At 61.4% G+C, this 21,629-nt stretch carries 15 protein-coding genes, 2 rRNA genes and 1 pseudogene; 11 read left to right on the plus strand and 7 right to left on the minus strand.

Annotation, left to right across the window (positions count from 1 at the left end):
- The 3 genes from rrf (GIW02_RS27225) to GIW02_RS09375 form a co-directional block, all read left to right on the plus strand.
- Positions 1 to 80 (plus strand): 5S ribosomal RNA (gene rrf, locus GIW02_RS27225); the annotation flags it as partial.
- A gap of 109 nt (positions 81 to 189) precedes the next feature.
- A 5S ribosomal RNA gene (gene rrf, locus GIW02_RS09370) occupies positions 190 to 305 on the plus strand.
- A gap of 504 nt (positions 306 to 809) precedes the next feature.
- Complete coding sequence (locus GIW02_RS09375; protein ID WP_236411871.1) at positions 810 to 2,690, plus strand: methyl-accepting chemotaxis protein; 1,881 nt, start codon at positions 810 to 812, stop codon at positions 2,688 to 2,690.
- Between the two features lie 45 nt (positions 2,691 to 2,735).
- On the opposite strand, the pseudogene GIW02_RS09380 reads toward GIW02_RS09375, so the two are convergent.
- The 5 genes and pseudogenes from GIW02_RS09380 to GIW02_RS09400 form a co-directional block, all read right to left on the minus strand.
- Positions 2,736 to 3,193: pseudogene (locus tag GIW02_RS09380) on the minus strand (SRPBCC family protein).
- A 20-nt stretch (positions 3,194 to 3,213) separates the two neighbouring features.
- Positions 3,214 to 6,588 carry an amino acid adenylation domain-containing protein gene (locus tag GIW02_RS09385; RefSeq protein ID WP_236411872.1) on the minus strand — a complete coding sequence of 1,125 codons (3,375 nt, stop codon included), beginning with the start codon at positions 6,586 to 6,588 and terminating at the stop codon, positions 3,214 to 3,216.
- Complete coding sequence (locus GIW02_RS09390; protein WP_236411873.1) at positions 6,585 to 7,532, minus strand: diiron oxygenase; 948 nt, start codon at positions 7,530 to 7,532, stop codon at positions 6,585 to 6,587. Before GIW02_RS09390 ends, GIW02_RS09385 begins: the two co-directional genes overlap by 4 nt.
- Positions 7,529 to 8,287, minus strand: a complete 759-nt coding sequence (locus GIW02_RS09395) for a DUF3050 domain-containing protein (RefSeq protein WP_236411874.1) — start codon at positions 8,285 to 8,287, stop codon at positions 7,529 to 7,531. Before GIW02_RS09395 ends, GIW02_RS09390 begins: the two co-directional genes overlap by 4 nt.
- A 340-nt stretch (positions 8,288 to 8,627) precedes the next feature.
- Positions 8,628 to 9,326: a GntR family transcriptional regulator gene (locus tag GIW02_RS09400; protein WP_236411876.1), complete on the minus strand. Its 699-nt coding sequence runs from the start codon at positions 9,324 to 9,326 to the stop codon at positions 8,628 to 8,630.
- Positions 9,327 to 9,581: 255 nt separating this feature from the next.
- Between GIW02_RS09400 and GIW02_RS09405 the strand changes: the two genes are divergently transcribed.
- The 8 genes from GIW02_RS09405 to GIW02_RS09440 all read left to right on the plus strand — a co-directional run bounded on the left by GIW02_RS09405 (position 9,582) and on the right by GIW02_RS09440 (position 18,502).
- On the plus strand, positions 9,582 to 10,475 hold the full coding sequence (locus GIW02_RS09405) for a TauD/TfdA dioxygenase family protein (RefSeq protein WP_236411878.1): 894 nt from the start codon (positions 9,582 to 9,584) through the stop codon (positions 10,473 to 10,475).
- Between the two features lie 14 nt (positions 10,476 to 10,489).
- Positions 10,490 to 11,515, plus strand: coding sequence for an ABC transporter substrate-binding protein (locus tag GIW02_RS09410; RefSeq protein ID WP_236411880.1), 1,026 nt, complete (start codon positions 10,490 to 10,492; stop codon positions 11,513 to 11,515).
- A 1-nt stretch (position 11,516) separates the two neighbouring features.
- Positions 11,517 to 12,368 (plus strand): ABC transporter ATP-binding protein, encoded by an 852-nt coding sequence (locus GIW02_RS09415; RefSeq protein WP_236411882.1) that lies wholly within the window; start codon positions 11,517 to 11,519, stop codon positions 12,366 to 12,368.
- An 11-nt stretch (positions 12,369 to 12,379) separates the two neighbouring features.
- Positions 12,380 to 13,228 (plus strand): ABC transporter permease, encoded by an 849-nt coding sequence (locus GIW02_RS09420; RefSeq protein ID WP_101265258.1) that lies wholly within the window; start codon positions 12,380 to 12,382, stop codon positions 13,226 to 13,228.
- 60 nt (positions 13,229 to 13,288) lie between these two features.
- Positions 13,289 to 14,209, plus strand: coding sequence for a LysR family transcriptional regulator (locus GIW02_RS09425; RefSeq protein WP_236411884.1), 921 nt, complete (start codon positions 13,289 to 13,291; stop codon positions 14,207 to 14,209).
- Positions 14,210 to 14,444: 235 nt separating this feature from the next.
- Positions 14,445 to 15,980, plus strand: a complete 1,536-nt coding sequence (locus GIW02_RS09430) for an MFS transporter (protein WP_236411886.1) — start codon at positions 14,445 to 14,447, stop codon at positions 15,978 to 15,980.
- A 15-nt stretch (positions 15,981 to 15,995) separates the two neighbouring features.
- Positions 15,996 to 17,054, plus strand: coding sequence for an HlyD family secretion protein (locus tag GIW02_RS09435; protein WP_236411888.1), 1,059 nt, complete (start codon positions 15,996 to 15,998; stop codon positions 17,052 to 17,054).
- Positions 17,051 to 18,502, plus strand: a complete 1,452-nt coding sequence (locus tag GIW02_RS09440) for an efflux transporter outer membrane subunit (protein ID WP_236411890.1) — start codon at positions 17,051 to 17,053, stop codon at positions 18,500 to 18,502. The genes GIW02_RS09435 and GIW02_RS09440 overlap by 4 nt, the downstream gene beginning before the upstream one ends.
- A 114-nt stretch (positions 18,503 to 18,616) precedes the next feature.
- Here GIW02_RS09440 and GIW02_RS09445 read toward each other — a convergent pair whose 3' ends face one another.
- Together GIW02_RS09445 and GIW02_RS09450 are read right to left on the minus strand one after the other, a co-directional pair.
- Positions 18,617 to 19,321, minus strand: coding sequence for a DUF3142 domain-containing protein (locus GIW02_RS09445; protein ID WP_236411892.1), 705 nt, complete (start codon positions 19,319 to 19,321; stop codon positions 18,617 to 18,619).
- Positions 19,318 to 21,477, minus strand: a complete 2,160-nt coding sequence (locus GIW02_RS09450; RefSeq protein ID WP_236411894.1) for a tol-pal system YbgF family protein — start codon at positions 21,475 to 21,477, stop codon at positions 19,318 to 19,320. Before GIW02_RS09450 ends, GIW02_RS09445 begins: the two co-directional genes overlap by 4 nt.
- Positions 21,478 to 21,629: the final 152 nt, after the last annotated feature.

Raw genomic sequence — 21,629 nt, forward strand, 5'->3', positions numbered from 1 at the left:
ATCCCGAACTCAGCAGTGAAACGATGCATCGCCGATGGTAGTGTGGGGTTTCCCCATGTGAGAGTAGGTCATCGTCAAGATTAAATTCCAGAACCCCTGTTTGCTAACGCAAACAGGGGTTTTGTTTATGTAGAAGTCCATGAATTTCATCGGCACGTTGCTAGCGCAACGGTCCGGTACACAGAATTTCTTGACGACCATAGAGCATTGGAACCACCTGAGCCCATCCCGAACTCAGCAGTGAAACGATGCATCGCCGATGGTAGTGTGGGGTTTCCCCATGTGAGAGTAGGTCATCGTCAAGATTGAATTCCGAAACCCCTGTCTGCTAACGCAGACAGGGGTTTTGTCGTTTCGAGGGGTCGGTTTGCCAAACCTCTACTGCCCAGTAGAGGAAAGTAGGGCAAGAGAACGCCCAAACACCCCAATGCCTGAATCACCGCTGCGTTGTTCAGCGCTATCCAAACCTGACTGATAGCAGATCGTAGCCGTGAAGTGACGGCCTTCGCTGAGAAGGCGTTTCAGTGCCTGCCGCCGTTCCAGCCCTGTGCATTGTTCTCCAGGGCGCTTGCTTTATGAGGGGTTGCCAGCGGGTGCTACTCCAGGCCTTGTACGACAACCACTTGTCGGTTTCCTACGTAAAACGAGGATAGATCTCACAATTTCCTAAGTTTTGCCTCGGATTGGCCGAAAGCCTGATGAGCCATGCGTGCACCGAAATAGAGCGGCCAGAGACGCTGCCTATACCCGTACATGGAATGTTCCCTTCGGCACGCTCACCCCCCCTTTGGCAAAAAGAAGTCGATGAAATGAATCTCAAGTTCAGTCATAAAATTCTGCTGGCCGCGTCTGGCGTTGTTGTCCTGGCCTTCGCGTTATTCACCCTCTACAACGACTACCTGCAGCGCAGCACCATCAAGCAGAATCTGGAGTCGTCTATCCAGCAATCCGGTGAGCTCACCGCCAGCAGTGTGCAGAACTGGCTCAGTGGTCGAATACTGGTGCTCGAAAGCCTCACTCAAAACATGGCCCACCAGGGCAGCGGTGCGGACCTTCCGGGGTTGGTCGACCAAGCAGCGTTCACCTCGAATTTCCAGTTCACTTATGTTGGGCAAACCAATGGCGTATTCACCCAGCGCCCGGACGCGAAAATGCCCGACGGCTACGACCCACGCCAGCGTCCCTGGTACAAGCAAGCAGTGGCCGCTGACAAACCCATGCTCACACCGCCTTATATGGCTGCAGTGGGCGGGCAGATCGTAACCATTGCGATGCCGGTGAAAAAGAACGGTGAACTGCTGGGTGTGGTCGGTGGTGACCTAAGCCTGCAGACCTTGGTGAAGATCATCAATTCGGTGGACTTCGGTGGTATCGGCCATGCGTTCCTGGTCAGTGGCGACGGCCAAGTCATCGTCAGTCCGGATCAGGACCAGGTGATGAAAAACCTCAAGGACATCTACCCAGGGACCAACCTGCGAATCGAGAAGCTGAGCCAGGACGTTGTTCTCAATGGCCAGGATCGGATTTTGTCGTTCACCCCTATCAGCGGCTTGCCAGGTGCGGACTGGTATATCGGTCTGTCGATCGATAAAGACAAAGCCTACGCGCCGCTGGGGAAATTCCGTACTTCGGCCTTGATTGCCATGCTGATCGCGGTGGTCGTGATTGCCGTGCTGTTGAGCTTGCTGATTCAAGTACTGTTGCGCCCCCTGACCACCATGGGCGTTGCGATGCAGGATATCGCCCAGGGTGAAGGCGACTTGACCCGTCGCTTGGCCGTCACCAGCAAAGACGAATTCGGCGAAGTCGGCAGCGCGTTCAATCAGTTCGTGGAGCGTATCCACGCCTCTATTTCCGAAGTGTCGTCGGCAACCCGCCAGGTACATGACCTGTCCCAGCGCGTGATGGCCTCTTCGAACGCCTCGATTATCGGCTCTGACGAGCAGAGCGCGCGCACCAACAGCGTGGCGGCTGCGATCAATGAGTTGGGGGCCGCCACCCAGGAGATCGCACGTAACGCCGCTGACGCTTCGCAGCACGCCAGCGGTGCCAGTGAGCAGGCTGACGATGGGCGCAAGGTGGTGGAGCAAACCATTCTGGCAATGTCGGAACTGTCGCAGAAGATCAGCCTTTCCTGCACCCAGATCGAAACCCTGAATGCCAGCACCGACAACATCGGCCACATCCTTGATGTGATCAAGGGCATCTCTCAGCAAACCAACTTGTTGGCGCTTAACGCAGCCATTGAAGCGGCCCGAGCGGGTGAGGCCGGGCGTGGTTTTGCGGTGGTCGCTGATGAGGTGCGCAACCTGGCTCACCGTACTCAGGAGTCGGCTGAAGAAATCCACAAAATGATCACTTCGCTGCAAGTGGGCTCGCGTGAAGCGGTGACCACCATGAATGCCAGTCAGGCCTCCAGCGAAGAAAGCGTAGAGGTCGCCAACCAGGCCGGTGAGCGCCTGATCAGCGTGACGCAGCGGATCGTCGAGATCGACGGCATGAACCAGTCGGTTGCCGCCGCCACCGAGGAGCAGACCGCTGTGGTCGAAACCCTCAACGTGGACATCAACCAGATCAACCTGCTGAACCAGCAGGGCGTGACCAATCTGAATGAAACCCTCAAAGACTGCGATGCCCTGTCGCAGCAGGCCAATCGGTTGAAGCAACTGGTCGATAGCTTCAAGATCTGACCCGCAGGCTGATCAGGCAGGAGCGAGCCGCCTCGCTCCTGCCGTTTAGCCAAGCAGACGGCGTACATTCTCCAGTGCGCTGTTGGCAAAGTCCTGCACAAACTGTTCAAACCCTGCCTGCGCCGTGTCTACGGGCTCGGCAATGATGGTCCAGGTCACCTTGGAGCGCTGCGCGCCCAGCGCTTGCACATGCATGGCTGCCCATAACCTGGCCACGCCGAGCGTGTTGTAGAGCGTGGTCCAGGTCATGTGCATGGCGTGCTCGTCGCGGCTATTGAGCTGCTCCCTACACAGTTGCCGTCGTGGAAAAACTTCGTGCGCAAAGCACCCACGCCGCTGCCAATCATTTCGATACGCATCAGGGCCGGGATGAACGCATCGAAGCCTGCGAATTGGCCGACCATGTTCCACAGGCGAGTGGCAGGGCAGTCGACCACCACGGACGCCACTATTGGCAGGCCGGTCGGGTTGCGGATTAACGTATCGGGTTGCAGGGGGGTCATGGGAGGTGTCCTGAGGCGTTTCACAGAAAGCCAATGGTCTTGAGGTAATTGCAGCCTTTGCTCAACAACGCTGCGTCTTTTTCGGGGTAGTGCTCGCCCATTTGCTGAATGCCTCGTCGAGCATTGTCATGGCGAATCTTCGAGGTATCGCCGATATCCTCATCCAGGTGATCGAGGTAAAACCCGAGCACGCCAAACAAGGCGTTGTCCTGGTTCACCGTGCGCAAGGCCTGTTGCCATTGCGCAACGCTCACCCGCTCGAATGGGTGGCCCGCCCGGCTGAATGCATCCAGGTAGTGCTCCCAACTCAGAGGCTGCGGGTTATGCAGGTTGAACACGCTGCGCTCGGGGTGAAAGCTGGTGCAGTGGAATGCGATGAAGCGCGCCAGGAAATCCACCGGCATCAAGTCGAAGTTCAGCGCCAGACGAGGCAGCAGACCCAACTGCAGCGAGCCCTTGAGCATCAGCATCAAGCGATTTTTCCTGGGCTGGCAAACACCGTTGAGGCGGTTGAAACTGATGTTCCCGGGGCGATGAATATTGACCCAGGCGCCTCGCTCGACCGCTCGCCCCAACTGCTGCTCGGCAACCCATTTGGACAGGTTGTAACCGTTCTTGATGTACAGCGGCAACGTCGCAGCAGCAGGAGTCTCAAGCACATACCCCGACGGATCGATGCTGCTGGCGGCCGACAGCGTCGAGATAAAATTGAAGACCTTCTTGCGGTGGGTTTCACACAGACGCAGGCATTCGAGTATCGGGTCGACATTGTCCCTGGCCAGTGTGGCGTACTCCATCACGTGGTTGACCCGCGCCGCGTTGTGCACCAGCACCCCGTAGTCCTTGGCCAGCGTGTCGTACACGTCGTTGGTCAAACCCAATTTTGGCAAGCTGATGTCGCTGGCGAATACCCGTACCCGGCTCAGGTCGAGGTGTTCCAGACGGTATTCGCGCAACGCCTGGTTGAAGCGCGCCATCGCCGTGTGCCCCGGTTGTTCGCGCACCAGGCACGCCACGTCGGTTGCACCCGCGGCCAATAACGCTTCGACGATATGGACGCCGACAAAGCTGTTGGCCCCCGTCACGATCACCTTACGGGGGTCGCCCGCGCAGTCCTTGGGCAGGGTGTTGATCGCCGACTCCCGTCGAGCATCCCTAAGGGCGTGAGCGTAGGCAGCATCCGGTCGTTCTCCGTCCTCCAGCAGCGTTGCAAGCGTGCGGATCGTGGGTACTTCGATAAAGTGGCTCAACGCGAAACCGCGACCGAACTGCTCACGCACTCGCAGCAACAGAGTCGACAGCAGAATCGAATGGCCGCCGAGGTCGAAGAAGCCTTCATCGATAGACAGCGCATCCACGGGCAGCGCCAGCAGTTCACGCCACAGCTGGGCCAGACGTACTTGAAGCGGTGTGCGCGCCGCGTTAACGCAAGCCTGCAAGGCAGGCCGCGACGGTAATGCCAGCAGGGCTTCGCGGTCCACCTTGCCATTGCTGGAGTGCGGTATGCCGGGTAACACGCTCCAGCAGCCGGGTTGCATGTAGTCCGGCAGCCACTGCCGGGCATGCTGCTGCAAAGCGCTCAGTGTGGCGTGCGGCTCTGGCTGGGCGACAAAGCAGAGGATACCGCCGGCACGGCCGATGACCACCACTTGGCGGTATAGCCGGCTGCTGCGCAAGCATTGCTCGATTTCCTGAGGCTCGACGCGAAAGCCGCGGATCTTCACCTGTTCATCGCGCCGCCCGCCCAGCACGATGCCTTCAGCCGTCCACTTGGCCAGGTCTCCACTGCGGTAAGCGCGCAGGTTCTGGCTGCCTGGTACGATCAGTTCGACGAACGCGCTGGCGGCCTGTTGCGGCGCGTTCACATACCCCAGGCTTACCCCGGGGCCGAGGATGTAGAGCTCGCCCATCACCTGTTCATCCACCGGTTGCAGAGCATCATCAAGGATCAGCACCTGGCTGTTGGCGATGGGCCGGCCAAGGTTGCGATTGCTGTCAGTGGGGTGCAACGTCCGGTGGGTGACCAACACCGTAGCCTCCGTGGGGCCGTAGAGCTTATGGAATTGACACTGCCCTGCCAGTCGTTCGATCACATGCGGCTCGCAGGCATCGCCCCCCGTCATCAGGTGTTTCAGGCCCAGCGGCTGATCGAGCGGCAGGATGCTGAGCAGGGCGGGTGGCACGAAGGCGTGGGTGACGCGTTGGCGGTGCAGCAGTTCCAGCAGTTGCCGAGGGTCGCGGCGTTGCTCTTCACTGGGTACGATCAGCTCGGCGCCCGCTATCAATGCAGGGAAAATATCGATCAGCGACGAGTCGAAACTCAATGGCGAAAACTGCAGCACACGGCTCTGCTCATCCACGCCCATACACGCCCGATACCACGCCGTGAAGTGCGCGAGGTTGCCTTGGCTCAGCATCACGCCCTTGGGCTGGCCGGTGGTGCCGGAGGTATAGAGCGTCATACAGGGCGCATCCGGCTCGGGGCGTTGTCGCATGAGCGGGGACGTGATGTTGGCACCCACAGGGTCGACCGTGCTGACATCCAGTGAGATGTAGTGATCGCGCCATGGGCACTGGCCCGCATCCAGCAATACGCGAGCCCCGGCGCCTTCGAGCATCACCTGATGGCGTTGAGGAGGATGCTCCGACCCCAACGGCAGGTACACCGCCCCGCAGCCCAGCACCGCTAGAATGCTGGCGTAGAGCTCGACGGATTTATCCAGCTGTACACCGATCACCGCTGGCGTTTCAAACGCCTTCAGCAGAGGGTGCAACCGTTGTTGGATTGCCACGGCGTAGGCCTGCAGTTGACCGTAGCTCACCTGGCGGCCGGCGATGTTCAGTGCTGGCCGTTCGGCGAAGGTGTGAAGGCTGACTTGCAGCCGTTCGATCACCGGCACCCGAGCTTCCTGCAACAGTGCGGGGTGTGCGGTGCGATTGAATCGATGTTCGAACGCCAGCGCTTCAAGCGCTTGCAAGCCTTGTTCGGGCCATTCGTTGGCGCAGGCGCGCATAGCGAAATACCCAGCGTCCCGCGAGAAGCCACTGACGTGCAGGGCGGCCCATTCGACCAGCGCCCGCGTGACCTGCCGTCGCAGGCGCTGGCCGTTGCCACTGGGCTCATCGGCGATGTCCAGTACCGCCAATAACCGTCCGCGACCTTCGTAGGCGCGCAGTTGCAGCGCGGGCAGGCCGCAGTCGGTGACCGGGCCGATACCCACACGCAGGCTTAACCGTGCAGGGTGGTCCACGTTGGCGGCCAGCGGCTGACTGCCGTCTTCAATCAGCAGATCGATGGCTTCCTCACACGAGAGGTGCCCGTACTCTTCCACTGCCTGCCTGATGGCGCCCAGGGCACTGCCGGCACCGCTCCAGCCGATTTTGAGGCGCCTCATGCCGGCCTCCCCGACACGGGCAGATAACCGTGGAGTGCCTGCACCACACTGGGCGTTTGCAGCAGGCCGCTGTGTTGCAGGAAGCCTGCGATGTTGCCCATCAACGGATGCTGGCGGGTGATGGGGAACGCCAGCGCCATGACTTCATCGCGCAATGCGCTGCGCACGGCGTGGTCGATGTCGAGGTGCTCGATCAGCTGCAGATCGAAGCGCTTCTGCAGGTCGTTGGTCAGGTAGTGCGCCAGAAACGTCGGCAGCACCTGGGCGATGCTGTCGCGATCATCCGGGCTTGCGGCGTGCCAATACAGGCGCACCAGGCGCGTCCAGAATTGCGCATGGCGGCCTTCGTCAAACAGGTGGTCGGCCATCAGGCCACGCACCGAGGCTTTGACGCTGTTGTCCTTGGCAAACGCCGCCACCTCGTGGGTCACGGTATTTTCAGCGATGGCCACGCCAATCAGTTCGACTGCGTCGCGCAAGTGCGCGGGGGCCAAGGCCTGGGCTGCCGGCACCGCGCGGCTCAACTCGATCTGTTCGGGCAGGTTCAGCGGTTGTATGCCGGTCATTGCCACGGTTTGTTGCAGGAAGTCGAGCGCGACCAATGCGTGGTAGTCCTCGTCCACCACCACCGTCATCGCATCCACGCGGCAGATCAGCGGGAAGGGCACCGAGAAGCGATTCTTGGCAATGCTGCGTGCAGTCCTGTCGACGATTTCGGTTTCGAAAATCACCACGTCGTTGATGAATTTATAGAAGCTTTGCGTCAGCACGAAGTCGCGCCACTGCGGGCAGTGCTCAACAAAGGTCGCACTGAGTACCAGGGGTTGGCGGCACAGCGGGTAGATCACCTTGTCGTCGTTTTCCAACAAGCGGCGAGGGCGCGTGCGAACGGTTGCGCGCTGCTCCCAGTCGTCAGCAATCGGGAGGTAGTCGGCGATGTTCATGGGTGCACCTCTTGCAGCGAGGCCCGCACCTCATCCCAGAACGTTATGCGGCTTTCAACGGCGGCAACGGCGGCGGCGTTTGCCTGCTGCGCGAACGCTGGATTTACGTTGACCAGGCGTTCGAGCAATTGCTGCGCTGCGGGGCCGTGATCCTGGGTGTCCAGTTCGATGTGGCGCTTGAGATAGCCGAACAAGGTAGGCGCCTGCTCATGGATGACCTTGTCGACCTGCAGGATGCGTTGGAACATCGCCGGAAGCACGCATTCGCGACCGTGCACAAACGCCGCCGCCACACAGTGGGTGGGCGCGTTCAACGCACTGTGCAGCGTGGCGCTGACGAAGCGGGCCACGCCGGGTGGAGGGTCAACCTCGCGCAAGGCCGCGTTTGCCTCCTGGCCCTCGCGCAGCAGCGCCACAAAGTGGTTGATTGCCGAGGTACGGGCGCCAACTTCGGCCATGGCTTCCAGGTACAACTCGAAATGGCTGCAATGGCCTTGGCGTGGATGCCTGTCTGATTCTTCGCCCAGCACGATCTCATTGATCAGCCGCGCGGCCTGAGGGTCGACGGGCGGCAGCCAGGGCAGACGGGTGCACGTAAGGTCCTGTTGAAGGCGCTTGGCGAGTGTCATGAAATCCCAAACAGCGAAGACATGGCTCTCCATAAAAAGTTGTAACTTGCGAAGAGAAGTTATTTCATCAAATAACGGATGGCTGCATAAGTGCAGTTTTGTTTTTTCAAGTAACGGTTGGTGCATGGTTGATGCCTATAAGTTGTTGCGTCTGCTGTACAAACAGCGATGGGCTTTTTTTGAATTCGGCAGAAGAAGTACGTGTGTGTAAACCAAACCCGGCGCGCAGTGCCGCTCACATAGGTGAGGGCGCCGACGAATAAAGTGTCTGGTTTAGTAATAAAAGATAATAAGCTGGTTAAACAATCAGACGGGCATATAAAAGTGTTAGATGTTTTTCCAAATAATATTGGATGTCAGAAAGTTGCTTAGTTAGAGGTGGGAAGTTTCTTGTGTGCGAGCCCCTGCACGAAGAGCAAGGGCCTGCGGAATGTGGAAATACAGTAGAAAGAGCTATTGGTGTGACTTACTTGCCGGCGGCCTCCAGACCATTGAGGTAGGTGGTGATCACTTCCATCCCGCGCATCAAGTGGTTACGCAGCGTCAGGATGCTTTCCTCGGTTTTCTTCTGCGCCACGAGGTTCAGCAATTCACGGTGGTCTTCCTGAGACGTCTCACCCAGCCCCATTGCTTCAAGATTGAAGCGTAGAAAGCGCTCCTCCTCATTTAAGCCGTGTTCAACCAACTTGAGCAGCCGCTGGTTGGGAGCCTTGCCATAGAGGGCCATGTGGAAAAGACGGTTGAGGCGGCCAATCTCGGTGTAGTCTTTTTCCTTCTCCAGGGCACAGATGACGGCGTCGGCCTCAGCGATATCCGCAGGGGTGAGCAAAGGAATCGACAAGCGCAAGGCTTCCGACTCCAGCAGCATGCGCAGGGCATAGGTTTCGGCCGAGTTATCCTCGATCAACGGCGCCACCACCGCCCCCTTGTGCGTCACTACATGCAGCAGTGACTGGGCTTCCAGTTGGCGCAAGGCTTCGCGCACCGGCATGCGACTGACCCCGAACAGGCTGGCCAGCTCCTGCTGGCGCATGGCGGTACCGCAAGGTAATCGCCCATCCAGGATGGCGTTGCGCAAGGTTTCTTCAATTACGGAGCGAGCGAGATGAGCCGGGATGGGACCGCTGATCTTGATGCTGTTCAAAGGGTTCGGCTTCTGCGTCACGGTTACGCTATCCTCCTTGATTAGGATAGGTGGCTAATTGGATCCAATGAACACTAGAGACTGCTCATAAGCTTGTCAAACGGGCACGGTTTCGGCTTGTAAGCGTTTCAACAAGGCGCTCCGCGCGCCGACAGCTGGCTATTATCGCGTCTTACGCGATCGGTACATTCCTTTCTATCGATATTCACTAACGGTATTTAAAATGCCGTTCTTATACCTATAAAGTCACTCTCCTGTCTGACCGGGAGTGACCTCATGTCCGCCACCTCTACTGTTCCAACAGCGACCCCTACCGCTCAAGCGTTCGAGATTCGTCCACTGCCCGGCAGTGTTGGCGCCGAGATCATTGGCCTGGACTTGTCCCTGCCGGTCAACGACGAGGATTTCGCGCGCATCCACCGCGCGCACCTGGACCATCACGTCGTGGTGTTCCGTGATCAACGCATCACCCCCCAACAACAGATCGCCTTCAGCCGCCGCTTCGGCGTGCTGCAGATCCATGTACTCAAGCAGTTCCTGCTGGCCAACCACCCGGAAATCCTGATCGTCTCCAACATCATAGAAGATGGCCAATCCATCGGCCTGGGGGACGCCGGCAAGTTCTGGCATTCGGACCTGTCCTATAAAGAGCTACCCAGCCTGGGTTCCATGCTTCACGCCCAGGAACTGCCCTCCGAAGGCGGCGACACCTTGTTCGCCGACATGCACAAAGCCTGGGACCAGTTGCCCGAGCACCTGCGCAAAGCGGTAGAGGGCCGCAGTGCCGCGCACTCCTATACCGCGCGCTACAGCGAAACCAAATTCGAAGGCAACTGGCGCCCAACCCTGACGCCGGAGCAACTGGCCCAAGTGGCCGAAGTGGTGCACCCCATTGTGCGTACCCACCCTGAGAACGGCCGCAAGGCGCTGTTCGTCAGTGAAGGTTTCACCACGCGCATCGTTGGCCTGCCGGAAGACGAAAGCCGTGACCTGCTGGCCCAGCTCTACGCCCACAGCGTGTTGCCGCACAACATTTATCGCCACCAATGGCAGCCCCACGACCTGGTGTTCTGGGACAACCGCTCGCTGATCCACCTGGCCGCCGGTTGCCCCAGCCACCTGCGCCGCAAGCTGTTTCGCACCACCATCCAGGGCGACGCGCCTTTCTGATTCGGAGCATGACCATGTCCAGGAAACTTCCATTTGCGCGGCTCGCCGCGACCCTCGGGCTGGGTGTCAGCTTGCTGGCGGGCAGCCTCGTGGCCCCGGCGGCAGCGCAGGCCGAAGGCGAGATCCGCATCGCTGAACAGTTCGGCATTGTCTACCTGTTGCTTAACGTGGTGCGCGACCAGAACCTGATCGAGAAATACGGCAAGCAGGAAGGCATCGATATCAAAGTCGATTGGACCCAACTGTCCGGCGGTGCGGCGGTCAACGACGCGCTGCTCTCCGGCTCCATCGACATTGCCGGTGCCGGTGTCGGCCCGCTGCTGACCATTTGGGACCGCACCCACGGCAAGCAGAACGTCAAGGCCGTGGCGTCACTGGGTAACTTCCCGTACTACCTGGTGAGCAACAACCCCAAGGTCAAGACCATTGCCGACTTCACTGAAAAAGACCGTATCGCCGTGCCGGCGGTAGGCGTGTCGGTACAGTCGCGCTTCCTGCAATACGCCGCCGCCAAACAGTGGGGCGACAAGGAATTCAATCGCCTCGACAAATACACCGTCGCCGTCCCGCACCCTGACGCCACGGCTGCGCTGATCGCTGGCGGCACCGAGCTGACCGGGCACTTTTCCAACCCGCCGTTCCAGGACCAGGCCCTCGCCAACCCTAACGTGCATGTGGTGCTCAACACCTACGACCTGCTTGGCCCGAACTCGCCGACCGTACTGTTCGCCACCGAGAAATTCCGCAACGACAACCCTAAAACCTACAAGGCCTTCGTGGAAGCGTTGACCGAAGCCGCGCAGTTCGCCCAGAACGACAAAGGCGCTGCGGCCGACACGTACATCCGCGTCACCAAGGCCAAGATTGACCGCGCCGAGCTGCTGAAAATCATCGATAACCCGCAGTTTGAATTCAGCGTTACGCCGAAAAATACCTACCCGCTGGCGGAATTCCTCTACCGCGTCGGTGCCATCAAGAACAAGCCTGAATCGTGGAAGGACTACTTCTTCCAGGACGCCAAGCCCCTGCAAGGAAGTTGAGATGAACGCGCCTTTGCAAGGCCACACGGCCAGCAACCTGCACACCCCCTTGCCGTTGCTGGCGGTGGATAAGGTCAGCCTGGAATACCGCACCCCCGAGCGCGTGGTGCGGGCCACCCACCAGGTCAGTTTCGAGATCGACCCGGCCGATCGTTACGTGCTGCTCGGCCCTTCGGGTTGCGGCAAATCCACACTGCTCAAGTCCATCGCCGGGTTTATCAAACCCTGCGAGGGCGAGATTCGCCTGTTAGGCCAGAAGGTCGAACAACCGGGCCCGGACCGTATCGTGGTGTTCCAGGAATTCGACCAACTGCCGCCGTGGAAAACCGTCAAACAGAACGTGATGTTCCCGCTGCTGGCGTCAAAAACCCTCAAGCGCGCGGAAGCCGAAGAACGTGCGCTGCACTACCTGGAAAAAGTCGGCCTGAGTGCCTTTGCCGATGCTTACCCCCATACCCTTTCCGGCGGCATGAAAGCCCGCGTTGCCATTGCTCGCGCCCTGGCCATGCAGCCGAAAATCCTGTTGATGGACGAGCCCTTCGCAGCCCTCGATGCCCTCACCCGGCGCAAGATGCAGGAGGAGTTGCTGCTGCTCTGGGAAGAGGTGCGCTTCACGCTGCTGTTCGTCACCCACTCCATCGAAGAGGCGCTGGTGGTGGGCAATCGCATTCTGTTGCTGTCGCCGCACCCGGGGCGTGTACGCGCGGAGATCCACAGCCATCAATACGATCTGCACAGCCTGGGCGGTGTGGAGTTCCAGGCGTCGGCGCGGCGGATTCATCGCCTGCTGTTCGACGAGGCGCAAGAAGCCGAACGTGAGTTGGGTTTCGCCGATATCCGCATCGCTTACTGAAGGGACAACCCATGCGCCAGGAATACGAAATCACCCTCGAACCACTGCTCAGCGTCCCCGTGGAACGCGAGCTGCCGCTGCGCCAACGCCTGTGGCAACAAGGCTGGCTGCGCAAGGGCTTGATCCTGATCGTGCTCGCCATCCTCTGGGAAGCGGTCGCGCGTTATCAGAACAATGACCTGCTGCTGCCGAGCTTTTTGCAGACGTCTGTCGCGCTGTACGACGGCCTGCTCAGTGGCGAGTTGCTCAGCAAAGTCAGCATCTCGCTGGCGGTGCTCATCAAGGGGTACCTGATCGGCATTGTGCTGGCGTTTGCCCTGACCACCCTGGCGGTGTCGACCCAGTTGGGCCGCGACTTGCTGAGCACCCTGACGTCGATGTTCAACCCATTGCCGGCGATTGCGTTGCTGCCGCTGGCGCTGTTGTGGTTCGGCCTGGGCCAGAACAGCCTGATCTTCGTGCTGGTGCATTCGGTGTTGTGGGCCTTGGCGCTGAACACCTATTCCGGCTTTCTCGGGGTGTCCGAGACCCTGCGCATGGCCGGCCGCAACTATGGCCTCAAGGGCATGCGGTTTGTGTTGTTCATCCTGATTCCGGCCGCGTTGCCGTCGATCCTCGCTGGCCTGAAAATCGGTTGGGCCTTCGCCTGGCGCACCCTGATCGCCGCCGAATTGGTCTTCGGCGCCACCAGCGGCAAAGGCGGGTTGGGTTGGTACATCTTCCAGAACCGCAACGAGCTGTACACCGACAAGGTGTTTGCCGGGTTGGCCGTCGTGATCCTGATCGGCTTGCTGGTGGAGAACCTGGTGTTTGACACCTTCGAACGGTTGACCGTGAAGCGTTGGGGCATGCAGCGCTAATTGCCTTATCCCTGCTAGGATTGCGCCCAGTTCACTCTTCATTTATCACGAGTGCTTGGCATGCAACTACCGGACATGAACCTGCTGGTCGCCCTCGACGCTCTGCTCGACGAGGGCAGTGTGGTCGGTGCCGCGCGGCGCATGAACCTCAGCCCGGCGGCCATGAGCCGCACTCTCACGCGTATTCGCGAGGCCGTGGGCGACCCGATCCTGGTGCGTGCCGGTCGCGGCCTGGTGCCGACGCCCAAGGCTTTGCAGTTGCAGGGCCAGGTGCGCAACGTGGTGGAACAGGCCGCGCTGCTGTTTCGTTCGGCCGACCAGGTGGATTTGAGCACCCTGCGCCGCCGCTTCAGCGTGCGTGCCAATGACTTTTTTATCGGCGTATATGGTGGGCGTTTGTTCGACACCCTGGAACGCGTGGCGCCGTTGTGCGAGCTGTGCTTCGTACCCGAACCCGACACCGATGACGACGCGCTGCGCGAAGGGCGGCTGGATCTGCGCGTGAGCAACACCCTGCCGTCCAGCCCTGAGGTGAAGGTGCAGAACCTGTTCTCTACCAACTTCGTGGGCCTTGCTCGGGACGACCACCCGTTGTTCGACGAAGAGATCACCGCCGCGCGGTTTGCCAGCTATTCCCATATCAGCATCTCGCGGCGCGGCATTGCCCGGGGGCCGATCGACACCGCGCTGAATGCCCAGGGCCTCGAGCGCCGCGTGGCGATGATCGCGCCGGGCTTTCACGGCGCGATGTTTATGCTGCCCGATTCCGACTTGATTCTGCCGGTGCCCAAAGAGGCGCTCTACAGCGCCAAACGCCTCAAGCTGCCATTGCGCGCGTTTGCCCTGCCGATCTCGCTGCCAACCCTGGTGTTGGCCCAATCCTGGCACCCGCGCTTCGACAAAGACCCGGCGCACAAGTGGCTGCGCGAAACCATGCGCGAGAGTTGCCATGCCACCTGGCTGGAAGCCCAGCCGACCTGATTCCCAGGTCATACAGGACCAAAATGTGGGAGGGGGCTTGCCCCCGATGAGGGTGTGTCAGTTGATAAATGTGTCACTGACCCACCGCCATCGGGGGCAAGCCCCCTCCCACATTTGACTTCTGGTGGACTGGGGTTTGCGTCTGGCGCACTTATAAACTACCGATAAGTAACTTTTTGTCATGTGTGTGCCTGATTAAACTGCTCGGGTATTTCCCATCCCGAGCTACCCGTTCATGACTTCCCTCGCTGCCCCCACGCTTGCGGCCGCAGCCAAACCCGTCGCGATGACCCCTCCCGTGTTCGGCCCGCGCATCATTATCGGCCTGGTCGGTGTGTTGCTGGCGGTGCTGGTGTCCGGTCTCAACGAGATGGTCACCAAGGTGGCGCTCGCCGACATCCGTGGCGCGCTGTACATCGGCTTTGACGAAGGCACCTGGCTGGTGGCTGCCTATACCGCCACGTCCGTGGCGGCCATGGCCTTCGCGCCCTGGTGTTCGGTGACCTTCTCCTTGCGCCGCTTCACCCTGTGCGCCATCGGCCTGTTCACGGTGCTCGGCATTCTGTGCCCGTTTGCCCCGAACTACGAAAGCCTGCTGTTGCTGCGCACCGTGCAGGGCTTGGCAGGCGGGGCGCTGCCGCCGATGCTGATGACCGTGGCGCTGCGCTTCCTGCCGGCCAACGTCAAGCTGTATGGCCTGGCTGGCTACGCGCTCACCGCCACCTTCGGCCCGAGCCTCGGCACGCCGCTGGCGGCGCTGTGGACCGAATACGTCGGCTGGCAGTGGGCGTTCTGGCAGATCGTGGGGCCGTGTTTGCTGGCCATGGCCGCCGTGGCCTACGGCTTGCCACAAGACCCGCTGCGCCTGGAGCGCTTCAAGCAGTTCAACTGGCGTGGCCTGCTGCTGGGTTTCCCGGCGATCTGCATGCTGGTGATCGGCATTCTGCAAGGCAATCGCCTGGACTGGTTCGAGTCCGGCCTGATCACCTTCCTGCTGAGTGGCGGCAGCGTGTTGCTGGTGCTGTTCATGGTCAATGAATGGTCGCACCCGCTGCCGTTTTTCAAGTTGCAGATGCTCGGCCTGCGCAACCTGGCCTTTGCCCTGATCGTGCTGGCGGGGGTGTTGATGGTGCTGACCTCGGTGATCATCATTCCGTCGAGTTTCCTCGCCCAGGTCCAGGGCTACCGGCCGCTGCAAACGGCGCCGGTGATGCTGCTGATGGCGTTGCCGCAGTTGATCGCGCTGCCCTTGGTGGCGGCGTTGTGCAACCTGCGCTGGGTCGATTGCCGCTGGGTGCTGGGCATCGGCCTGAGCCTTTTGGTGCTCTGCTGCATCGGCAGTTCGCACCTGACCTCGGCGTGGATTCGCGATGATTTTTATGGCTGGTACCTGCTGCAGATTTTCGGCCAGCCGATGGCGGTGTTGCCGCTGCTGATGCTGTCCACCGGCAGCATTCAACCCATCGAAGGGCCGTTTGCCTCGGCCTGGTTCAACACGGTCAAAGGCCTGGCCGCCGTGGTCGCCACCGGCGTGCTGGATGCGCTGACCACCCAGCGCCTGCACTTTCACTCGACCATGCTGGTGGACCGTCTGGGCAATTCGCCCCTCGCCGACGGCGACGCGCCGGGCCTCGCCCACCGCCTGCACGAGCAAGCCGTGGTGCTGACTTCTTCGGATCTTTATTACGTCATGGCCGGTGTCGCGGTGGCGTTGATCCTGCTGATTTTCTGGATGCCCACGCGGATCTTTCCGCCTCGCGCACCGACCTAGCCCCAAGGACTTCTCATGAAACGCAAAGACAAAATCGCCGTCTCCGTCATCACCGTGTTTGCCGTTGGCGTGCTGGTGTACCTGGTCGCGCCGGGCCTGTTGGGCAGCAAGCGCCAGAGCACCAACGATGCCTTCGTCGCCGCCGACTTCACTCTGGTCGCGCCGCGAGTGGCAGGGTTTATCAAGGAAGTGCTGGTGGAAGACAACCAGCGGGTCAAGGCCGGCCAACTGCTGGCGCTGATCGACGATCGGGATTTTCGCGCCGCCGCCGAGGCCGCCGATGCCGACACGTTGGTGGCCCAGGCCCAGCTGAAAAACGCCACCGCGACCCTCGAGCGCCAAAGCTCGGTGATCGCCCAAGCCCAGGCCACTGTGGCGGCAGACCGTGCCGAAGTGGCCTTTGCCGAACACGAACTGAACCGCTACAACCACCTCGCCGGCGTTGGTGCGGGCACTGTGCAGAACGCCCAGCAAGCCAAGACCCGCATCGACCAGGCCACCGCGCGCCTGGCCAATGCCACGGCTGTGCTGGCTGCCGAGCGCAAGCAGGTGGAAATCCTCAGTGCCCAGCGTGATGCGGCGCAGGGCGGGCTCAAGCGCGCCCAGGCTGCGTTGGAATTGGCCAGCTATCAGCTGTCTTACACGCGCATTGTCGCACCGGTGGATGGCATGGTCGGTGAGCGTGCGGTGCGGGTCGGCGCTTATGTGACGCCGGGCAGCAAGATCCTCGCCGTAGTGCCGCTGGCGCAGGCCTATGTGGTGGCCAACTTCCAGGAAACCCAACTCTCCCATATGCACGCCGGTCAGGCCGTGCAGGTGCGGGTCGACAGCCTCGACGGCGAACTGCTCAACGGCCACCTGGAAAGCCTCGCGCCTGCCACCGGGGTGACCTTCGCTTCGGTCAAGCCCGATAACGCCACCGGCAACTTCACCAAGGTGGTGCAGCGCATTCCGGTGAAGATTGTGCTGGAGCCTAACCAGCCACTGACCGAACGCCTGCGGGTGGGCATGTCGGTGGAAGCCAGCGTCGATACCCAGCCGGTCGCGCAGCCGCGTGAGGTGGCCCAGCAATGAGACATTTTGCCTGGCTCACCTTGAGCCTGATCAGCCTGAGCGCCTGCACCGTCGGCCCGGATTTCCAGCGGCCCCAAGGCCCGCAAGTTAATCAATGGAGCGAGCCCCAGGGTCGTCAGGCCGCCAGCCGCGCCGTCACCGACCCTTTGCAGGAGCGCTGGTGGGATGTGTTTCACGATGAGCAACTCTCGGCGCTCACACGACGTGCCCTCACCGATAACCTTGACCTGAAACTGGCCAGCAGCCGCCTGGAGCAAAGCCGCGCCGTGCGCCAGGTGACCACCGCCGAGCGCTACCCGACCGTCAACGCAACCGGCGATTACGCGCGCCAACGCAACAGCGCCAAAGGCTTGAGCGACCCGTCCGGCAACAACGGCCGTGCGGCGTTCAACCAGTGGGACGCGGGGTTCTCAGCGTCCTGGGAGCTGGACTTCTGGGGCCGCGTCAAACGCGAAACCGAAGCCGCCGACGCCACCCTGCAAGTAGCCGAAAACGACCGCCGCGCCGTGCTGCTGTCGGTGCTCGCTGAAACCGCCCAGGACTACATCCAACTGCGCGGCGTGCAAAACACCCGTGCCGTCACCGAGCAAAACCTCGACGTCGCGCGCCACAGCCTCAAGCTCTCGCAGCTGCGCCTGGGCGACGGCGTAGCCACCGACCTGGACGTGGCCGAAGCCGCCGCCCAGGTCGCCGCCATCGAAGCGCGCCTGCCGGATCTGCAACAGCGCCAGGACCAGTTGATCAACGCCCTGAGCTTGCTGATGGGCGAGCCGCCGCAAGCCTTGCACGCGCAACTGTCCAATGACGCCGCCGTACCGCAGACCCAACGCCAGGTCGCCATCGGCTTGCCGTCGGAGCTGGCTGAGCGCCGCCCGGATATCCGCCAGGCCGAAGCCCGTTTGCACGCCGCTACCGCCAGCATCGGCGTGGCCAAGGCTGATTTCTACCCGCGCATCACCTTGTCGGGCAGCCTCGGTTCCCAGGCCATGCAGCTGTCGGATTTCGGCTCCTGGGGCTCCCGCGCCTTTGCTTTTGGCCCGCAGTTCAGTTTGCCGCTGTTCAACGGTGGGCGCTTGCAAGGCATGTTGAACCTGCGCGAAGCCCAGCAACAGGAGGCGGCGCTGGCCTACCAGCAAACCGTGCTGCGCGCCTGGCATGAAATCGATGACCAGTTGACCCGCTACAACGCCAGCCAACTGCGCCGCGACAGCCTCGCCGAAGCCGTGCGCCAGAACCAGATCGCCCTGACCACCGCGCAGCACCAGTACGTTGAAGGCGTGGTGGATTTCGTCAATGTGCTCACCGTGCAAAGCGCGCTGCTGGCCACGCAAGAGCAGTGGGTGGAAAGCTCGACCGGTGTGTCGTTGGCCATGGTGGGGCTATACAAAGCCCTCGGCGGCGGGTGGCAATCCGTCTACCCTGAAACCGCCGCCATTCCCGCAGGCTGACACCCTCCTCATGTGGGAGCGGGCTTGCTCGCGAAAGCGGTAGATCAGCTGTGAATGTGTTGGCTGACACACCGCCTTCGCGAGCAAGCCCGCTCCCACACGGTTATTGCGTAATCACGGGTTCTGCAAGAACACCACATACCCTCGAAACCACTCTCCACCCTTCAGATACCCCGGCTCCTCCCACTCGCCACCCTGAATCAAGCCGATTTTGAACGGCAACCCGAGCCGATTCATCCGGGGCAAATACGCCGCGTAATCCGGGATGCTGTGGCGGCCCTGGTACGTCTGCACCACCACTTCATCCACCACCCCCTTGAGCTGGGCGATAGCGGCCGGGTCGGCGTTGCTGCTCCAGTCCATCAGGCCGGTGATGCTCAGGCGCAGCTCCAAGGGCAGGCGTTGGCGCAGGTCGCGCAGGAAGTCGGCGTATTCGTGCAGGTACTGGGTGCGGGCGTCGAAGTCGATCTGGATACCGACCACCGGGTTGCCCGCGTCGCGCCAGCGTTGCACCTGGCCGAGCACTTGGGTGTAGACCCGTTCCGGCCAGTGCAGCGTGTGCGCGCGGTAGACCAGCCAGACTTCGCCGCGCGTGAGGCGCGGCACGCTGATGCCCTGGGCAATGATCTGCACGCCGCGTTGCGGCGCGCGGCGTGTCGAGTTGATCTGGCCCTGGAGGATGTACAGGGTTTTGGCCTGCTTGAGCACTGGCTGCGGCGCGACGCCGCTCCACAGCCAGAAGGCGTCATAGTCACGGGCGTCGACGGCAGCGAAGGCCGGGCTTGCCAGCAACAGCCAGGCGAACCACAGGTGTTTCACCAGTAGTACTGCAGCGATTTGCCCCACTGGGTATCGGCGAAACCGCTTTTGAGCTGACGGAACCACGCTTTACGCACAGCGGGCTCAACGTCCTGGCCGCCGCAGCTGTTGTAACCGGCCGGTGCGTAGCAGTTGATCGCGCGGAACAGGGCGTAGGCTCTGTCGGTCTTGGGCGCCTTGGCGTTGCCGATCACCTGTTTGTAACCGTCCAGGCGCGAGAAGGTTTCACCCTTGAAGCCTGACGCACTGCTGCCCAGGCTGCCGGCGGCGCGGGCCTGCTCCAGGGGCATGCCGTCCAGGTTGTTGCGCAGGATGAATTCGCCTAGGCAGTTCAGGCCTTGCGGGTTTTTTGCGTCGTTCTGCAAGGTCGCAGCAGTTTGCGCGATGCTCGGGCAGGCATAGCCGGATTCGGCTTTGTCGCCGTTCCACTGGAACAGTTTCAAGCTCTGGCCGCCGCTGTAGACGTAGCCCAGGCTGGTGCCCAGTTTGTCCTCAGGGGCTGTGGCTGGCAGTTGCTTGAGGTCGTCGGCAAAGGTTGCGAACTGGCTGCGCAGCAAGTCTTTATAGAGCAGCACGAATTGCGCGGTCTGGCGCTCCAGCGGGTCGTTGGCCTGGGTGATCTGCTGGCGCAGCAGCTCAGGCCCTGCGACGTTGCGCAGCAGTATGTAGCGCACCTGCTTGGCGCTGATCGGCGAGTCGGCCGCGAACACTTTGGCCAACTGGCCGCTGCGTTCGTAGTTCATTGCCAGGGCCAGCTCAAGCTGGTCGCGTTGCAGGGGTTGCTTGGCGAGTGGCAGCAATTGCAGCCACAGCGCTTCGGCGGCCTTCCAGTCTTGCTTGGCTTCCAGAGCCAGGGCGCGCAGGGTCTGCTGGCTGAAGGCGAAGTAATCCAGGCTCGACGGTACAGCCTCGGGCAGGTGCTTCAAGGCGGCGTCGGGTTGATGCTCGACGTACAGGGCGAACGCCGCTTGCAGGTAGTCGAACAGGGCCGGATCGTTGGCAAACACGCTTTTCTGTGCGTCGAGGTCGGCTCGGGTCAGGCTGGGTGGGGTGTGGGCGCGCATCGACATCAAGTCGGTGACGAGCTGGATCATCGGGGTTGTGAGGGTGCCGCGATAGCTCATCAACAGCTTGAGGTCAGCCTCTTCCACCAGTTCATCCAGGCTCACGTTGCGCTCGGCGTCGGTGGCTTGCGCCAGTTGCCAGGCGTAAGCCTCGGCGAGCTTGTCGGCGTCGTCGGCCAACCAATACACCCGGCGCAGCAGCCCGCGTGCGGAGGCGGCGTAGTCGCCCTGTGGATAAGTTTTCAGGTAGTTGAGAAAGCCCTGTTCGGCAGCGGCCAGGGCGGCCTTATCCACATGCTCGAGTTGCGGCATGTCGTATTGGTCGAACGCTTGAGCCTGGGCCTGGTTGAGTGACGTGCGCGCGGCCATGTACAGCGCAGTTTCCTTCAGCCAGGGCAACTCGCTGCTGCTGGCGGCGGCAAAGCCGCGTTCGGCTTCACCGAAGCGACCACTGTAGAAGTCCGCGGCCGCTTGCAGGTAGGTGCGCAGCAGGCGGCCGTTGGAGGAGTCGATCGGCTTGGCGACAATCTGGCCATCCGAACTGCAGGTGGTGAGCAACTGCAGCCGCGCCTTGACCAGTTCATCGCGCTCGGCGGCGGGCACGTCGGCCTTGATGACCTGGCTGATAAACGCGGTGGCGCTGTCGTCGTTGTTGCTGCGGCAGCGGCTGCCTTCGCCGCTGAGGAACGCGTCACCGGCGGCCTCGGCGTTGTCACGCTGGATACCCAGGGGTTTGAGCAGGGCGTCGAGTTCGGCGGTACGCGAGTTGTCCGGCTGGTTGTCGGGTTCTTCGTTTGTCGCGGGCACAGGCGTCAGGCGATACACGGCAAACGGCACCGGGCCAAAGCCCTGGGCCAGGTCGTCTGCGCTCAAGGCATTGGGCGTCAGGGCGGCGGCTTTCTTGTCGGCCAGCAGCAGGCGCAGGTTCACACGACTGTCGTTGCCGGGGCTGAGGAAGGGCTGGTTGCTGCAGGCGTCGAGGCTGTCACGCGAGACACGCCAGTCGGGGTAGCACGAATCGTCTGAGCTGGCCTGGGCCGGTAGGGAAATGGCGGCGAGCAGTGCCAGGGGTGACAGAAAACCGATGCGCATGACGTGTCCTTGATCCTGAGTCCTTGGAGGGGCGCAATAATAGCTTGTTCCTGCTGGCGCTTAGGTGAAGCCCTACACAAAATGCTGATTTGTCCGATTCCAGAAGCGAGTCAGAGGCTTTTGTCCTAGAGTGGCGGTGGTTGCACTGAGGC

Source organism: Pseudomonas syringae (genome assembly GCF_021606685.1).
In the GTDB taxonomy this organism is placed as follows: domain Bacteria; phylum Pseudomonadota; class Gammaproteobacteria; order Pseudomonadales; family Pseudomonadaceae; genus Aquipseudomonas; species Aquipseudomonas syringae_R.

Bases quoted from the DNA above. Each gene is read 5' to 3' on its own strand.
- GIW02_RS09375 (WP_236411871.1), top strand. From the start codon at position 810: ATGAATCTCAAGTTCAGTCATAAAATTCTGCTGGCCGCGTCTGGCGTT.
- GIW02_RS09385 (WP_236411872.1), bottom strand. From the start codon at position 6,588: ATGAGGCGCCTCAAAATCGGCTGGAGCGGTGCCGGCAGTGCCCTGGGC.
- GIW02_RS09390 (WP_236411873.1), bottom strand. From the start codon at position 7,532: ATGAACATCGCCGACTACCTCCCGATTGCTGACGACTGGGAGCAGCGC.
- GIW02_RS09395 (WP_236411874.1), bottom strand. From the start codon at position 8,287: ATGCACCAACCGTTACTTGAAAAAACAAAACTGCACTTATGCAGCCAT.
- GIW02_RS09405 (WP_236411878.1), top strand. From the start codon at position 9,582: ATGTCCGCCACCTCTACTGTTCCAACAGCGACCCCTACCGCTCAAGCG.
- GIW02_RS09410 (WP_236411880.1), top strand. From the start codon at position 10,490: ATGTCCAGGAAACTTCCATTTGCGCGGCTCGCCGCGACCCTCGGGCTG.
- GIW02_RS09415 (WP_236411882.1), top strand. From the start codon at position 11,517: ATGAACGCGCCTTTGCAAGGCCACACGGCCAGCAACCTGCACACCCCC.
- GIW02_RS09420 (WP_101265258.1), top strand. From the start codon at position 12,380: ATGCGCCAGGAATACGAAATCACCCTCGAACCACTGCTCAGCGTCCCC.
- GIW02_RS09425 (WP_236411884.1), top strand. From the start codon at position 13,289: ATGCAACTACCGGACATGAACCTGCTGGTCGCCCTCGACGCTCTGCTC.
- GIW02_RS09430 (WP_236411886.1), top strand. From the start codon at position 14,445: ATGACTTCCCTCGCTGCCCCCACGCTTGCGGCCGCAGCCAAACCCGTC.
- GIW02_RS09435 (WP_236411888.1), top strand. From the start codon at position 15,996: ATGAAACGCAAAGACAAAATCGCCGTCTCCGTCATCACCGTGTTTGCC.
- GIW02_RS09440 (WP_236411890.1), top strand. From the start codon at position 17,051: ATGAGACATTTTGCCTGGCTCACCTTGAGCCTGATCAGCCTGAGCGCC.
- GIW02_RS09450 (WP_236411894.1), bottom strand. From the start codon at position 21,477: ATGCGCATCGGTTTTCTGTCACCCCTGGCACTGCTCGCCGCCATTTCC.